This window comes from Brevundimonas vesicularis (genome assembly GCF_044807075.1).
GTDB classification, from domain to species: domain Bacteria; phylum Pseudomonadota; class Alphaproteobacteria; order Caulobacterales; family Caulobacteraceae; genus Brevundimonas; species Brevundimonas vesicularis_G.
Genome location: NZ_CP085234.1, coordinates 2,656,590 through 2,670,622, shown reverse-complemented (window position 1 = coordinate 2,670,622; position 14,033 = coordinate 2,656,590). Strand labels below are relative to the sequence as shown.

Here is a 14,033-nt window from a genome sequence, read left to right as displayed (position 1 = left end):
CGCTCTCGGCCGTCTATCATCAGAAAGCCGCAGCATGACCGCCCTCCTCCCAACCCCCGAAGCTGCGGGGCTGGAAGTGGTGGACCTGAACGGCCTGCTTCATCAGGCGTGGCGGCGGCTGCACAGGTCTGAGGCCGATGTTCCGGGAGCGCTTGTCGTCCTGAACGCGCTTCATGTCGCGCTCGAAACACCCCTCGTAACCGCCGCGTCCGCTCAAGCCGCAATAGACGCCGAGAAAGCCCGAGCGGATAGGCTGGCGAAGGGTATTGTTCAGGCTGAAATCCTGATCGACGATGCCATAAAAGGCATCCAGACCGCGCCGCTCAGCGTCGTGACAGACACGATCTGGACAGCCGATCCTTGTCCCATGACGGTCGTGGAGGCCCTGCAACTGGCCCGCGCCGCCCTACAGCAGGAGACACAGCCGTGAGCAATGAATGGAAAGTAGGACAAGACGTTGTGATTGTAGAGGCGCGTCACAACGGCGAAATCAAAACAGAGGACAGCGTCATTACAAAGGTCGGTCGCAAGTGGGTCACTGTCGGAGAAGGATGGCAGGAGCAGCGTTTTGACTTTGACGGAATGTCGGATCGGGATTGGGGTTATAGGCCAAGAATGTGGTCCTCACGAAAGGCCTTTGAGGCCGAACAAGACCGACGTGCATCTTGGCGAGAACTGACATCCCACACCAAGAGCCATTACCCGCCAAAAAACCTCTCTGCGGAGGCCATGCGCGCCATCATTGAGGTTTTGACCAAGGACACGCCCCAATGACCCAGACCCCCACCGATGCGCTGCGCCTGGTGCCGGAATACTATGCGACCGAGCCGAAAGAGGGGGGTGGCGGAGGCTATTGGGAAGCCAGCATCGAACTCACTGGCGGCGATTATGTCGCTGCTGAGATTTACGGAAACGACCGTGAGGAAGTCGAGGAGCGCCTGAAGGCCGCTCTGTCCGGTCTTTTAGCCGCCCCCGCATCGCCGCTGCCAGGGGGCGGGGACTGGATCGACGGAACGCCAGAAGTGCCGGTCGGCTCTCCGACGTGGTGCGGATGGGCGTCCTACGAAATCCGACGCCTCCGTTCTGAGCTTCCCGCCGCCCCGACAGGTGTGAAATGACCCGGAGGTTCGCAGAAGATACGGTCGTTCCGGTCTCGAAGACCCAAGATGAGATCAAAGTCCGGCTTCGCACGGCCGGCGCTGATCGGATCGCCGTCTATGAGAGCGACGACCATTCCGCCATCGCCTTCAGCCTGGGGATCGGAATGTATCGCATCACCGTGCCGGTCGATGCCAGCGCGAAGAACGTCGCGCAGGATCAGCGCCGCGCATGGCGGCTTCTTGGCCTGCTGATCAAGTCTAAGCTGGAAGCCGTGCGCGAGGGCGCCACAACTGTCGAGCGCGAGTTCCTGGCTGACCGACTGCTGCACGACGGCGGGACGGTCGGAGAATGGGCGAACGAGCAGCTCAAGATCGCTCACGAACAAGGGGCCATGCCTCGGAGCCTGCTGCTTGGAGGTCCGCAATGACCAACCATATCGGTGAGGCCACCCAAAAGGTCATCGACCTAGACGCGCTGGAGAAGCGGTTGGTTGCTGGTTCGAAACAGACCATCACCCGATATTTCGGAGATCTGAGTGGAGCGATTGTCGATCACGACTTGTTGCGAGAAGCTGCCTCTGCTGTTGCCGAACTGAAGGAGGCGAGGGGTCTAGTTGAGCAATCCATCGACCTCATGACCGACGAATACGAGGACACGAAGGCTCACCAACAACAAGCCCGCGCCTTCCTCGCCCGCAATGGGAAGGGGGAGGGATGAGCGCGGCCAAAAACAACGTCCTGCCGATGAGTTGTCCGCCTCGCGGATTGTCCCGCGTCGAGAGCGCCGCCTACATCGGCGTCAGCGTCGGCAAGTTTGACGAAATGGTCGCTGACGGTCGCATGCCGCCGCCACGGCCCATTGATCGCCGCCTGGTTTGGGACCGTCTGGAGCTTGACGCCGCCTTTTCCGATCTGCCCCATGTTGAAGAAGACAATCCCTGGGATCAGGTTGCGTGAAGAAACCCGCCTACGTCTCGGCCTATAGGGACCGGCACGGCGTTCTGAGATGGCGCTTCCGTCGCCCCGGCCTTCCGCAGAGCCAGACCCGTGAGCAGTTCGGCACTGAGGCGTGGTGGACGTGGTATGGCGCTGCCGACGCCGCCAAGAAGGTCGAGATCGGATCGAAGCGCACTGTGGCGGGAAGCCTCTCCGCCGTGGTCGTTGCCTACTATGCGTCTGCCGATTTCAAGCGCCTGGCGCCCGTCACGCAGAAGACCTATCGCAACATCATCGAACGGTTCCGCGAGACGGCCGGCGCCCTGCCTGTGGCGAAGATCACCAGCGCCAACGTGCGCAAATGGGTCGATAACCGCGCGGATCGACCCGCCGCCGCCAATACCTTTCTGAAGGTGTTTCGCGCCCTGATGCGCTTCGCCATCGAGCGGGACATGCTCAAGGCGGATCCGACCATCGGCGTTCGTCCGGTCAAGAGCAAGACGGACGGCCATCACACCTGGACCGAGGCGGAAATCAGCGCGTTCGAAGCCAAGTGGGCGCTGGGAACGCGAGAGAGGCTCGCTTTCGATCTGCTGCTTTACACGGCCCAAAGATCGGGGGATGTGCGCCAGATGGGGCCGCAGCACGTCTTGGACGGCCATGTTGTGGTCCGGCAGGAAAAGACGGGCCGGCCGCTCGAAATCCCGATCCATCCAAGTTTGAGCCGATCGATATCCGCGTACGCGAGCGGACAGCTGATCTTCATCGCGACCCAACACGGCAAGCCCTACACCGCGCGCGGCTTCGGTAACTGGTTCACCGATTCGGCAAAGGCTGCCGGCCTGCCTGCCGGATGCACCGCGCACGGAATTCGCAAGGCGGCGGCGAGAAGATTGGCGGAATCAGGATGCACACCGCACCAGATTGCAGCGATCACGGGCCACAAGACACTCAAGGAGGTCGAGCGCTACACACGCGCGGCGGCACAAAAAGCCTTGGCTGGGGCGGCTATGGATCGGGTGAAGGGCGGCTAGCGGCTGTTTGGCTAACCAGAACAGATCGGGTACGATTCTGGCATGGCTATCCGTTACCATCACACATCGTCGTTCGTAGACCGGCACGGTCAGGTTCGGTGGCGCTTTCGGAAAACTGGCGCGCCACCCCACTATTTTGACAGCCCTTACGGTACGCCCGAGTTCGAATCTGAGTGGAAGGGATGCTTCGATGGCTCCACTCAAGCCGCCAAGGCCGCGAAGAAGGCAATGCCCGCCTGTCCACCTCCGCAAACTGCGCTCGTGTACTTCGTCGGCGCGGAAGTCGGCCCCGTCAAGATCGGCCACAGCCGCAACATCCCCAAGCGAATCAAGGATATCCAGTGGGGCAGCCCGCAAAAAATGGAACTGCTTGCCGTCGCTCCGGGAGGTCAACGAGCGGAGGCGCGCTACCACAAGCGATTCTTCCGCCATCGGATGCACGGTGAGTGGTTCAGCCGGGCTCCAGAGATCGAGCGAGAAATAGACAAACTAAGAACGAAGCACGTCTTACCTATTCTCGTCGGTTAGACAATCCGCCCCATAAGGGGCTGTTTTCACTCACCTAAAAAACCGCGATGGAGGCCTGACCGGGAATCGAACCCGGGTGCAAGGATTTGCAGTCCTCTGCGTCACCACTCCGCCATCAGGCCGCTTTTTGTCCCCGATTTCTCGGGGGCGGTCATCGCGAGGGGCGTTCGCTATCAGATCGGATTGTCCGCTGCAACGCACGGACCTATAAGCGCGCGAGATTTCCTCCCGGATTATCGTTGAAGGCTGCCTACAGATGGATTTCACCGCAGAGCGCAAGGCCATGGTCGACTCGCAGGTGCGAGTGAACGACGTGACGGATCGCGCGATTCACCTGGCCATGATGGCCGTGCCGCGTGAAAAGTTCTGCGCGCCTGATCGCGCCTTCGCCGCCTATTCCGAAGAGTCGGTGGTGATTGCGGGCGAGCGCCGCCTGATGCCGGCGCGCGACGTCGCCAAGCTGCTGCAAGCGGCCGATGCACGCGAAGGCGAGAAGGCCCTGGCGATCGCCGCGCCCTATGCCGCCGCCCTGCTGGCCCGTATGGGAGGCAGCGTCACGGCTCAGGAATCGGACGACGCCGTTTTCGCCGTGGTCGGCGAGGCCCTGTCGGATGCGGGCGTGGCGACGGTCGTTGCGCCGCTGGCTCAGCCGACCGGCGAAGGGTGGGACCTGATCATTTCCGAAGGCGGTGTCGAGAGCCTGCCCGAATCATGGGGCGCGGCCCTGCGCCCCGGCGGCCGGATCGTCTTGGTCGAACGTCGCGGAGCGATCGGCAAGGCGGCCCTGTATGTTCAGACGCGCGAAGGGTTGTCGCGCCGCGAACTGTTCGATTCGTCGCCTGCGGTCCTTGCCGAGCTGACGCCGGCCCCCACTTTCGCGCTGTAAGGCCAAAGAGACGCGCGGTTGCGATGGAGATCCCGTTCGCAACCGTGAAGAAAACTTAACTGGCGTGTGGTTCGATCAGGCCGCAGTTACGCTTGAGAAAACATTCGGGCGTTCTTCGGAGCGTCACGCAAGGACGGACAATGTTGAAACGCTCGCGTGTGCTGGCTTCGGCCGCTGTGGTCGCCGTGATGACCGGTCTGGGCGCGCCGGCCTGGGCCGAGACGCTGCAGGACGCCATCGCCCTGGCCTATCGGACCAATCCCAATCTGCTGGCCCAGCGCGCCAACCAGCGTGCGCTGGACGAGACGGTGGTCCAGGCGCGCTCGGGCCTGCGTCCGACCATCGGCGCCTCGGCCGGCGTGGACTACACCCGCAGCGACTTCCCCGCCGTGACCCAGTTCGTTGATACGAACGGCGACGGCGTGCCCGACACCCAGGTCACGACCTCGTCGTCAGAAACCGAAGGCGCCAATGTCGGCGTCAGCGTCAGCCAGAACGTCTGGACCGCCGGTCGCACCTCGCGCGCCATCGATCAGGCCCGCGCCAGCGTCCTGGCCGGCCGTGAGAACCTGCGTGAGATCGAGCAGTCGGTCATGCTGTCGGTGATCCAGGCCTATGTGAACGTCACCCGCGACATGGAAATCCTGCGTATCCGTCAAGAGAACCTGACGGTGCTGCAACGCCAGTTGGAAGAAACCAGCGCCCGCTTCGAGGTCGGCGAGATCACCCGCACCGACGTGGCTCAGGCCGAAGCTTCGCAGGCCCAGTCCGAAGCCGACCTAGCGAACGCCCAGGCCCAGCTGTCCACGTCGCGCGCCGCCTATGCCGCCGTCGTCGGCCAGTCGCCGGCCGATCTGGAAGCCGCGCCGGTCCTGCCGGAAGTGCCCAGCGACTTCGACGTGGCCATCGAGACGGCGTTGCAGCGCAATCCCGCCGTCCTGGCCGCGACCTATCAGCTGCAAAGCGCCGAGGCCGCCGTCGCCGCCGCCCGTTCGGCATATCTGCCGTCGGTGCGCGCCACCGCCTCCTATGGCGGTTCGACCAACGATCTGGGCGATCTGGGCGAACTGGCCGATCGCCGTACCTTCACGGCTGGCGCGACCCTGTCCGTGCCGCTGTTCACCGGCGGTCTGAACCGCTCGCGTGTCGCCCAGGCTCTGGAGCGCGCCAACGCGGCTCAGATCGGAATCGAGGGCGAGCGCCGCACCGTGCTTCAAAACGTCAGCTCGGCCTACGCCCAGGTGCTGTCGACCCGCGCCACGGTCGCGGCCGGCACGGAAGCCGTTCGCGCCGCATCGGTCGCGGCCGAAGGCGTGCGCCAGGAAGCCCAGGTCGGCCTGCGCACCACGCTGGACGTGCTGAACCAGGAACTGGCCTTGCGCAACGCCCAGACGGCGGTCGCCAGCGCCCGCGCCGCTGAATATGTCGCCCGCGCCTCGCTGCTGGCCGCCATGGGCCAGCTGGAAGGCCCGGCGCTGAACCCGACGATCGAGGCCTATGATCCCGCGACGAACTATGACCAGGTCAAGGGACGCGGCGGCCTGCCGTGGGACGGCGTGATCGAGACGCTGGACCGCGTGGCCTCGCCGCCGATCGTGACCACGCCGGATACCGCCGATGCGCCGATCGACGTGCAGCTCAAGGGTGAGGTGGTGCGCACGGCGCCACAGAACTGACCGCGTCGAATACGGACGGAAACCGCCCGTTGATTCCGACGGGCGAAGATGCGACGACAAGGCACAGGTTTCGAGCGATCCATCGTTCGGCGCCCACCCCTTCTACCCAGGCCTCGCCCAAGGTTGCGCCATGACCGATCAGTCCGCCCAGGAACCGACCATGGAAGAGATTCTGGCGTCGATTCGCCGGATCATCTCTGAAGACGAGGCCCCGGCCGAGACGCCGGCCGCCGCCATGCCGGAAGCCACGCCTGAGCCGGTTCCCGAGCCGCTGCCGGCCGAGACCATCTTCGCCGCCCCCGCTGAACCGACGCCAGAGCCCACCGCCGTGGAAGACGACGTGCTGGAACTGACCGACCGTTATGAGGCGCCGGCCGAGACCATCGGGGATTTGGATGTGGTCGAGCATTCGCCCGCGCCCTATCAGCCCGAACCGGAACCCGCGCCGACCTCCGAATCGGTTCCCCAGCCGGCCCCGGCCTACGACACGCTTGTTGGCGAGAGCGCCGCCGCCAGCGCCGCTTCGGCCTTCGCGGGTCTGGCCGCCAGCTTCAAGAAGCCTGAGCCGGCTCCGTCCGCCTCGGGCGATCTGCCCTTCGTCAGCGGCAACACGGTCGAGGCCATGGTCGCCGAGATGCTGCGCCCGCTGCTTAAGGACTGGCTGGACAACAACCTGCCCGGTATCGTCCAGGCGGCGGTACAAAAGGAAGTCGAACGCATCGCGCGCAGCGCCTAGCCCTTCGCTTCAGCCCAGACTAATCCGAGGGGCGGCTCCTGAAGGGGCCGCCTTTCTGCATTTTCGATATGCTCATGTAGCGACGCGCCGTGCGCGGAGCGTTAGCAAAAAAGAATGACGATGCTTGAGAAGACTTTCGAACCCCAGGCCGCCGAGCCCCGCCTTTACGCCCAGTGGGAAGAGAGCGGCCTGTTCGCGCCCCGCACCGACGGCGCCGCCGAGGCCTATTCGATCGTCATTCCGCCGCCCAACGTGACCGGCAGCCTGCATATCGGCCATGCGCTGAACAACACGCTGCAGGACATCCTGGCCCGCTATCACCGAATGAAGTGCAAGGCGGTGCTTTGGCTGCCCGGCACGGATCACGCCGGCATCGCCACCCAGATGGTGGTCGAGCGTCAACTGGCCGCCGCCGGCAATGTCGGCAGGCGCGACATGGGCCGCGACGCCTTCATCGAGAAGATCTGGGAATGGAAGGCCGAGAGCGGCGGGACCATCGTGCGGCAGCTGCGCCGCTTGGGCGCGTCCTGCGACTGGTCGCGCGAGCGATTCACCCTGGACGAGGGGCTGAACGCGGCCGTCCGCAAGGTCTTCGTGCAACTGCACAAGGAAGGCTTGATCTATCGCGACAAGCGACTGGTGAACTGGGATCCGCATTTCCAGACCGCCATTTCCGACCTGGAGGTCGAGCAGCGCGAGGTCGACGGCGCCTACTGGCACTTCGCCTATCCGCTCGCCGACGGCGTCACCTATGAGCATCCGGTCGCCTTTGATGAGGACGGCAAGGCGACCGAGTTCGAGACACGCGACTTCATCGTCGTCGCCACCACCCGGCCTGAGACCATGCTGGGCGACACCGGCGTGGCGGTGCATCCGGATGACGGGCGGTATGCCGGCCTGGTCGGCAAGTTCGTGACCCTGCCGATCACCGGCCGTCGCATCCCCATCGTCGCCGACGACTATGCCGATCCGACGAAGGGTTCGGGCGCGGTGAAGATCACGCCGGCGCATGATTTCAACGACTTCGGCGTGGGCAAGCGCGCGGGCCTGCCGTCGCTGAATATCCTCGACGCTTTCGGGCGCATCAGCGACATCGATACGCCTGACGTGCCCGCGGACTACGTCGGGCAAGACCGCTTCGCCGCGCGCAAGGCCATCGTCGCCCGCGCCGAGGAAGAGGGCTGGCTGCGCGAGATCGAGAGGACCAAACATGTCGTACCGCACGGCGACCGCTCCGGCGTGGTCATCGAGCCGTGGCTGACCGACCAGTGGTACGTCGACGCCAAGATCCTGGCCCAGCCCGCGCTGAGGGCGGTGGAGCAGGGCGATACGGTGTTCGAGCCCAAGTCCTACGAGAAGATCTATTTCGAATGGCTGCGCAACATCGAGCCCTGGTGCATCTCGCGTCAGCTCTGGTGGGGGCACCGCATTCCGGCTTGGTACGGCCCGAACGGCGAAATCTATGTCGCCGAAACGGAAGAGGACGCCCGCGAACAGGCGATGGCGGACTACGATTCCGAAGTCGCCCTGACCCAGGACGAGGACGTTCTTGACACCTGGTTCTCCTCGGCTCTGTGGCCCTTCTCGACCATGGGCTGGCCCGAGAAGACCCAGGATCTGGAGCGGTTCTATCCGACCAGCGACCTGGTCACCGCAGCGGACATCATCTTCTTCTGGGTCGCCCGTATGATGATGATGGGCCAGCATTTCATGGGCGAGGTGCCGTTCAAGCGCGTCATCATCAATGGCCTCGTCCGCGACGAAAAGGGCCAGAAGATGAGCAAATCCAAGGGGAACGTCATCGATCCCTTGGGCATCATCGACGAGCTGGGCGCCGATCCCTTGCGCTTCACCATGGCCATCCTGTCGGGCACGCGCGACATCAAACTGTCGAAGCAGCGGATCGAGGGTTATCGCAACTTCGGCACCAAGCTGTGGAACGCCGCGCGCTTCAGCCAGATGAACGAGGCGCGCCGCGTCAAGGGCTTCGATCCCGCCGCCGTCGACCAGACGATCAACCGCTGGATCCGGGGCGAGCTGACCAAGGCCGAACGCGCCGTGTCCGAGGCCATCGAGGGCGGACGCTTCGACGATGCGGCGGGCGCCCTGTATCGCTTCGTCTGGAATGTATTCTGCGACTGGTATCTGGAACTGGCCAAGCCTGTCTTCCAGGGCGCCGATGAAGCCGCAAAGACCGAGACGCGGGCGATGACGGCCTGGACGCTGGATCAGACGCTCAAGCTGCTGCATCCGGTCATGCCCTTCATCACCGAGGAACTGTGGGCCGAACTGGGCAAGGAAGGGGCACCCCGGGATTTGGCGCGCGACAGCCTGTTGATCGGCGCCGAATGGCCGGTTCTGCCGGACGCCTTTATCGACGCTTCGGCCGAAGCCGAGATCGGCTGGCTGGTCGATCTGGTCGGTGAGATTCGCGGTCTGCGCGCCGAAATGAACGTGCCGCCGTCGGCCAAGCCGCCGCTGGCCTTCGTCGCACCCGACGCCGTGACCGCCGAGCGGATCGCCCGCCACCGCGACCTGATCCTGACCCTGGGCCGCGTGTCCGAGGTCGGTTCGGCGGATGCGGCGCGGACAGGGGCCGTGACCTTCGTGTCCGGTGGCTCGACGATCGCCTTGTCCTTGGCGGGGATCATCGACCTGACCGCCGAACGGGCCCGTCTGGAGAAGGAAATCGCCGCCTTCGACAGCGACATCGGCCATGTGAACAAGAAGCTGGGCAACCCCAACTTCGTGTCTCGCGCCGCGCCGGAAGTCGTCGACGAACAGCGCGCCAAGCTGGCCGAGGCCGAGGCAGGCAAGGTCAAGCTACAGGCGGCGCTGGCGCGTCTGGCGTCGCTTTGACGCCCCGATGAAAGCACGGCCGTGAAGACGCGGATCGATCAGCTTCTGGTCGCACGCGGCCTGTTCGACAGCCGCTCGCAAGCGCGCGCCGCGATCGAGGCAGGGCTGGTTCTGGCCGACGGCGCGCTCGTGCGGAAGGCGTCCGAACAGTTCGCGGACGACATCGCGCTGGAGGCCCAACCCGCCCACCCGTGGGTCGGGCGCGGGGCGCTGAAGCTGGACCACGCGCTGACCCGGTGGCCCGTCCTCGTCGAGGGCAGGGTGGCGCTGGATGTCGGCGCTTCGACCGGCGGCTTTACCGAGGTTTTGCTGACCCGCGGCGCGGCCAAGGTGTTCGCCGTCGACGTCGGCTTCGGCCAGATGCACGCACGGGTGTCGTCCGATCCACGCGTGATCAATCTGGAGCGCACCGATGCGCGCGATGTGACGCCCGATCTGATCCCGCAGCCGCCTTCGTTGGTCGTCTGCGACGCTAGTTTCATCAGCCTGATCAAAGTGCTTCCGGTCGCACTCGATCTGGCGACGCCTGGCGCGGATCTGGTCACCTTGGTAAAGCCGCAGTTCGAGGCCGATGGCCCGGGCGGCGGCAAGAAGGGCGTGATCAAGGATGCGGCGGCGCATGCGGCGGCCGTGGAGCGCGTGCGCGACTGGCTGGAAGCGCTGGGTTGGACGGTTCAGGCGACAACCGAAAGTCCGATCACCGGCGGCGACGGCAATGTCGAGTTCCTGCTTTGGGCGAAGAAGCCGGGCTGACCAAGCCCAAGCGCTAAGGCCCATAGCTCCAAGGCTGGGCTCAAGTAGGCCAAAGGCCGATAGCCCCAAAACAAAGAGAAACCGCCGGAGGATTGCTCCTCCGGCGGCTCCGTCACGTCGTCGATTGACAGGGGGGCTGAAAATTAATCGACGACGCGATAGCGGCCGTACTGGTCGGGGCAGGTGCGGACATAGCGGGTGTCCGTGCGACCATCCGGCAGGCGGATCTGGCTTTCGGCCAGACGGCATCCGTCTGAATTCTGATAGGAATCGACCGGGCGCGAACGGTCGTCGTAGTAGCCGCCACGGCTGTAGGCATAGTCGTCGCGACGGTCGTAGTCGTCGTAACGATAGCCTTGGTCGCCCGTGTAACGGTCATCGTAGTAGCCGTAGCTCGGTTGGCTGTAGCCTTGGGCGTAGTAGCCGTTCGAGCCATAGCTGCTCTGATAGCTGCGGCAGGCGTCCGAGCTGGAACGACCGACCTGGGACCCGACGACAGCGCCGAGCACGCCGCCCAGGATGCTGCCTTCGGTGCGACGGCCGCGTGCAGCCAGTTGCGAGCCGATGACGGCACCCGCGCCGCCGCCGATCACCGCGCCGGCACCGGTGCGGCCTTGGCGCTCACGCGCGCAAGGATCGTAATAGCGGCCGCTGTTGTAATCATACGAGCGGCTGTAGGCGCCGGTGCCGTAGTTCTGGCTGTAGCCGCTGCCGTAATAGTTCTGGGCCGACGCCGTGAGCGGGACGGCCGTGACGCCGAACGCCAGGGCGGCGACGGCGGCGATCGATGTTTTCGTGAGACGCATTTTCCAACCCTCTGAGGACCGAACGGTTTCCGTCAAACGTTAACGGCAAAGCCTCGTGTCTCGTTGCAACAGGATTTACGACGGCGAAGCTGAACGGCGATTGATCGGTTCGTTCATCTTCGTTCATGTTCAGCCGGTCGCCGCTACGCCCCCGTGGCTTGAGCGAAAGGGGACGCCCGGCTAGAAGCCCGCCGATGGACATCTTCACCATCGACCGCGTCGGCGGCCAGGGCGACGGCGTCGCTCAGACGCTATCCGGTCCAGTTTTCGCCGGCCTGACCTTGCCCGGCGAAACGGTGCGCGGCGTCGTCGTGGACGGGCGGCTGGAAGATGTCGAGATCGTCTCGCCCAGCCCCGACCGGATCGCACCGGTCTCGCCCCAGTATGGCGACTGTGGCGGCTGCTCGCTTCAGCATTGGTCCGAAGGGCCGTATCTGGATTGGAAGCGAGAACAAGTGCGCCTGGCCCTGGCGCGCGAGCGGATCGAGACCGAGATCGAGGCGACGGTGGCGACCCCGCCCGCCAGCCGTCGCCGCCTGGCGCTTCATGCCCGTCGCACCCAAGATGGACGGGTGGTGCTGGGTTTCAAGGCGCGACGCTCCTGGCGGTTGGTCGAGGTGAAGGCCTGTCCGGTCGCCGATCCTCGGATCGTGGCGGCCATTCCGGCGCTGACCCAGGTCGCGGCCGCTTTTTTCGAACATCCGAAGTCCGCGCCGACCCTGCACGTCACCTGGACCCTGTCGGGGCTGGACGTTGATGTGACCGGGGTCGAACGGCGCTCGGGCGGCGGGCTGTCGGCTGACGCCCAGATGCAGGCCATCCAGGCGGCGCACCGGGCCGACCTAGCGCGACTCAGCCTAGCGGGCGACACCCTGGTGATGGCGCGCCAGCCCAGGGTAGGGTTCGGTCCTGCGACCGTGTCCCTGCCGGCGGGCGGATTCCTTCAGGCCGTGCCTCAGGCCGAGGCGGCGATGGTTTCTCGCGCGCTGACGGCGGTGAAGGGCGCCAAGAAGATCGCCGACTTGTTCTGCGGCGCCGGGACCTTCACCTTCCCGTTGGCCACGGTCGCGCCGGTGATCGCAGCGGACGCGTCAAAGCCCGGCATCGATGCGCTGAAGGCCGCCGTCGGTTCGGCCAAAGGGATGAAGGCCATCACGGCCGAGGCGCGCGATCTGTTTCGGCGGCCGATGAATCCCTATGACCTGAAGGGATGCGACGCCATCGTGTTTGATCCGCCGCGCGCCGGCGCCATCGACCAGACGGCTCAGATCGCGGACACCAAGGCCGGCGTCGTCGTGGGCGTGTCGTGCAACCCTCAGACCTTTGCACGTGATGCGCGGGTGCTGATCGACGCCGGTTTCCGCCTGGAGACGGTGACGCCGGTGGATCAGTTCCTGTGGTCCTCGCACGTCGAGCTGGTGGGGGTTTTCAAACGATGATCTTGGACGACACGAGCGAAGAGGACGGCGGCGGTTTCGACGCCGACGACTGGACGCGGCTGAAACCGTTCACGGGCGCCGTGGCGACGCTGGACGACGTTCAGGCGCGACGCGCCGTGTTCGCCTTGGGCGAGACCGACGATCCGCGTCCAATCGCCATGGACCTGCCCCAGCCGGTCATCTGGTGGGAAGAGGACGGCGAACAGGCGGCGGTGGCTGTTCAGGCCGAAAGCCATCTCGGAGCCGATGGCGAAGAGATGGAAATCCTGGGCCTGATCCTGCCGGACGGGGAGGGCGCGGTGGCCCTGATGGAGGATGTCGATCTGGTCGATGACACCGATCCGACCTGGCGCGATCTGGTCACGCGCGCCATCGATCCTTCGGCGGCGGACGACTAATTCAGAGCTGCGCCGACGCGAGTGACGAAATCCGGCTGCGAGGGGATGTCGCCGTGGTCTGCTCTCGCGAACACAAGACGCTCGACGTTCACGCCTCTCGCCCGAAGATCATGAGCAAGTTTGCGGCTGAGTACGGGCGGCAGGGTCGTGTCGCGAGAGGCTTCCAGCACGACGACCTTGCCTGAATAGCCGTCCAGCGTCGCGGGCACATCCACTGTTGTTAGGGGCTCGGCCAATTGAACGCGGACGATCGGCCGCCACAGACCCACCATGGAATCAACGGCGGCACGGGCGGTCGGCGTGGTCGCCTCCAGCACTATGGCGTCGGCGCGGATGATGCGCGCGGCCTCGGCGCAGATCGGGCCGCCCAGGGAATGCCCCCAGGCGATCAGCCTGCGGCCTTCGGCGTCAGCCTGGGCGCGGGCTGTCGCCGCGATGACCTCGCCTGCATCCCTGTAGGTCGCGAAGCTGGCCTGCCCCGGCGTATCGCCGGAGCCGGGATAGTCGAACATCAGCACATCGCCGAACGGGGCGAGTTCGGCCGCAACCTGCGCGCCCGAAACACCACGACGGAACAGATTGCCCCCGCAATACAGGATCAGCGGTGCGTCGGCGCGTCCCGTCCGCACGCGGGTTGCAGCGACAGCGCCTCCCGCAAAAGGCAGTGACAGGCTTTCAGCCCCAGGAATGGCAGGGCCGGGAGCCAAAATCAGCTTCTCCGCCTGAACCCGCGTGTCGGGATAGAAGAACTGCCCTTCAGGCACACTGACGGTTAGGCAGCCGGCCAGGCTGGTGGACAGGCCAATGGCGGCAGCGGTCGCCGACAGATGTTTGATCATGACATCCCCCAAGGATTTGCGACGCTAAACCGAAGGCGACTGA

The 14,033-nt window shown here is 65.1% G+C and carries 17 protein-coding genes and 1 tRNA gene; 15 read left to right on the top strand and 3 right to left on the bottom strand.

All coding sequences use genetic code 11. The features are described from left to right. Positions 1–34 precede the first annotated feature (34 nt). The 8 genes from LG306_RS13475 (at position 35) to LG306_RS13440 (ending at position 3,598) form a co-directional block, all read left to right on the top strand. Entirely contained in the window at positions 35–430 is a 396-nt protein-coding gene (locus LG306_RS13475; RefSeq protein ID WP_404415413.1) for a hypothetical protein, read from the top strand. Further along, positions 427–774: a hypothetical protein gene (locus LG306_RS13470; RefSeq protein WP_404415410.1), complete on the top strand. Its 348-nt coding sequence runs from the start codon at positions 427–429 to the stop codon at positions 772–774. The genes LG306_RS13475 and LG306_RS13470 overlap by 4 nt, the downstream gene beginning before the upstream one ends. Beyond that, positions 771–1,118, top strand: a complete 348-nt coding sequence (locus tag LG306_RS13465; RefSeq protein ID WP_404415408.1) for a hypothetical protein — start codon at positions 771–773, stop codon at positions 1,116–1,118. The genes LG306_RS13470 and LG306_RS13465 overlap by 4 nt, the downstream gene beginning before the upstream one ends. Further along, positions 1,115–1,528, top strand: a complete 414-nt coding sequence (locus LG306_RS13460) for a hypothetical protein (RefSeq protein WP_404415405.1) — start codon at positions 1,115–1,117, stop codon at positions 1,526–1,528. Before LG306_RS13465 ends, LG306_RS13460 begins: the two co-directional genes overlap by 4 nt. After that, a complete protein-coding gene (locus tag LG306_RS13455) occupies positions 1,525–1,818 on the top strand; it encodes a hypothetical protein (protein WP_404415403.1) in 294 nt (97 codons plus the stop codon). The genes LG306_RS13460 and LG306_RS13455 overlap by 4 nt, the downstream gene beginning before the upstream one ends. Beyond that, positions 1,815–2,057: a helix-turn-helix transcriptional regulator gene (locus LG306_RS13450; RefSeq protein ID WP_404415400.1), complete on the top strand. Its 243-nt coding sequence runs from the start codon at positions 1,815–1,817 to the stop codon at positions 2,055–2,057. The genes LG306_RS13455 and LG306_RS13450 overlap by 4 nt, the downstream gene beginning before the upstream one ends. Positions 2,058–2,233: 176 nt before the next feature. After that, a complete protein-coding gene (gene xerC / locus LG306_RS13445) occupies positions 2,234–3,070 on the top strand; it encodes a tyrosine recombinase XerC (RefSeq protein ID WP_404415397.1) in 837 nt (278 codons plus the stop codon). A gap of 42 nt (positions 3,071–3,112) precedes the next feature. After that, positions 3,113–3,598, top strand: coding sequence for a GIY-YIG nuclease family protein (locus tag LG306_RS13440; protein ID WP_082064365.1), 486 nt, complete (start codon positions 3,113–3,115; stop codon positions 3,596–3,598). A 48-nt stretch (positions 3,599–3,646) separates the two neighbouring features. Here the strand turns inward: LG306_RS13440 and LG306_RS13435 are convergent. Beyond that, positions 3,647–3,720: transfer RNA gene (locus tag LG306_RS13435), tRNA-Cys, on the bottom strand. A gap of 134 nt (positions 3,721–3,854) precedes the next feature. Between LG306_RS13435 and LG306_RS13430 the strand changes: the two genes are divergently transcribed. The 5 genes from LG306_RS13430 (at position 3,855) to LG306_RS13410 (ending at position 10,508) form a co-directional block, all read left to right on the top strand. Beyond that, positions 3,855–4,484 carry a protein-L-isoaspartate O-methyltransferase gene (locus LG306_RS13430; RefSeq protein ID WP_404415393.1) on the top strand — a complete coding sequence of 210 codons (630 nt, stop codon included), beginning with the start codon at positions 3,855–3,857 and terminating at the stop codon, positions 4,482–4,484. Positions 4,485–4,624: 140 nt separating this feature from the next. Next, positions 4,625–6,160, top strand: coding sequence for a TolC family outer membrane protein (locus tag LG306_RS13425; protein WP_404415390.1), 1,536 nt, complete (start codon positions 4,625–4,627; stop codon positions 6,158–6,160). Between the two features lie 130 nt (positions 6,161–6,290). Next, positions 6,291–6,896 carry a DUF2497 domain-containing protein gene (locus LG306_RS13420; RefSeq protein ID WP_404415386.1) on the top strand — a complete coding sequence of 202 codons (606 nt, stop codon included), beginning with the start codon at positions 6,291–6,293 and terminating at the stop codon, positions 6,894–6,896. Positions 6,897–7,016: 120 nt separating this feature from the next. Further along, positions 7,017–9,755, top strand: a complete 2,739-nt coding sequence (locus LG306_RS13415) for a valine--tRNA ligase (RefSeq protein WP_404415383.1) — start codon at positions 7,017–7,019, stop codon at positions 9,753–9,755. A 21-nt stretch (positions 9,756–9,776) separates the two neighbouring features. Continuing rightward, entirely contained in the window at positions 9,777–10,508 is a 732-nt protein-coding gene (locus LG306_RS13410) for a TlyA family RNA methyltransferase (protein WP_404415380.1), read from the top strand. A 143-nt stretch (positions 10,509–10,651) separates the two neighbouring features. On the opposite strand, the gene LG306_RS13405 is transcribed toward LG306_RS13410, so the two are convergent. After that, entirely contained in the window at positions 10,652–11,314 is a 663-nt protein-coding gene (locus LG306_RS13405) for a glycine zipper 2TM domain-containing protein (protein ID WP_404415377.1), read from the bottom strand. A 194-nt stretch (positions 11,315–11,508) separates the two neighbouring features. On the opposite strand from LG306_RS13405, the gene LG306_RS13400 reads away from it, so the two are divergent. Together LG306_RS13400 and LG306_RS13395 are read left to right on the top strand one after the other, a co-directional pair. Then, complete coding sequence (locus tag LG306_RS13400; protein WP_404415374.1) at positions 11,509–12,753, top strand: class I SAM-dependent RNA methyltransferase; 1,245 nt, start codon at positions 11,509–11,511, stop codon at positions 12,751–12,753. Between the two features lie 2 nt (positions 12,754–12,755). After that, positions 12,756–13,151 carry a hypothetical protein gene (locus tag LG306_RS13395; protein ID WP_404415371.1) on the top strand — a complete coding sequence of 132 codons (396 nt, stop codon included), beginning with the start codon at positions 12,756–12,758 and terminating at the stop codon, positions 13,149–13,151. Here LG306_RS13395 and LG306_RS13390 read toward each other — a convergent pair. Further along, positions 13,148–13,990: an alpha/beta hydrolase family protein gene (locus tag LG306_RS13390; RefSeq protein ID WP_404415368.1), complete on the bottom strand. Its 843-nt coding sequence runs from the start codon at positions 13,988–13,990 to the stop codon at positions 13,148–13,150. The genes LG306_RS13395 and LG306_RS13390 overlap by 4 nt on opposite strands. Between the last annotated feature and the right edge of the window lie 43 nt (positions 13,991–14,033).

Bases quoted from the DNA above. Each gene is read 5' to 3' on its own strand.
- LG306_RS13465 (WP_404415408.1), top strand. From the start codon at position 771: ATGACCCAGACCCCCACCGATGCGCTGCGCCTGGTGCCGGAATACTAT.
- LG306_RS13415 (WP_404415383.1), top strand. From the start codon at position 7,017: ATGCTTGAGAAGACTTTCGAACCCCAGGCCGCCGAGCCCCGCCTTTAC.
- LG306_RS13460 (WP_404415405.1), top strand. From the start codon at position 1,115: ATGACCCGGAGGTTCGCAGAAGATACGGTCGTTCCGGTCTCGAAGACC.
- LG306_RS13475 (WP_404415413.1), top strand. From the start codon at position 35: ATGACCGCCCTCCTCCCAACCCCCGAAGCTGCGGGGCTGGAAGTGGTG.
- LG306_RS13440 (WP_082064365.1), top strand. From the start codon at position 3,113: ATGGCTATCCGTTACCATCACACATCGTCGTTCGTAGACCGGCACGGT.
- LG306_RS13390 (WP_404415368.1), bottom strand. From the start codon at position 13,990: ATGATCAAACATCTGTCGGCGACCGCTGCCGCCATTGGCCTGTCCACC.
- LG306_RS13430 (WP_404415393.1), top strand. From the start codon at position 3,855: ATGGATTTCACCGCAGAGCGCAAGGCCATGGTCGACTCGCAGGTGCGA.
- LG306_RS13405 (WP_404415377.1), bottom strand. From the start codon at position 11,314: ATGCGTCTCACGAAAACATCGATCGCCGCCGTCGCCGCCCTGGCGTTC.
- LG306_RS13455 (WP_404415403.1), top strand. From the start codon at position 1,525: ATGACCAACCATATCGGTGAGGCCACCCAAAAGGTCATCGACCTAGAC.
- LG306_RS13450 (WP_404415400.1), top strand. From the start codon at position 1,815: ATGAGCGCGGCCAAAAACAACGTCCTGCCGATGAGTTGTCCGCCTCGC.
- LG306_RS13400 (WP_404415374.1), top strand. From the start codon at position 11,509: ATGGACATCTTCACCATCGACCGCGTCGGCGGCCAGGGCGACGGCGTC.
- LG306_RS13420 (WP_404415386.1), top strand. From the start codon at position 6,291: ATGACCGATCAGTCCGCCCAGGAACCGACCATGGAAGAGATTCTGGCG.
- LG306_RS13425 (WP_404415390.1), top strand. From the start codon at position 4,625: ATGTTGAAACGCTCGCGTGTGCTGGCTTCGGCCGCTGTGGTCGCCGTG.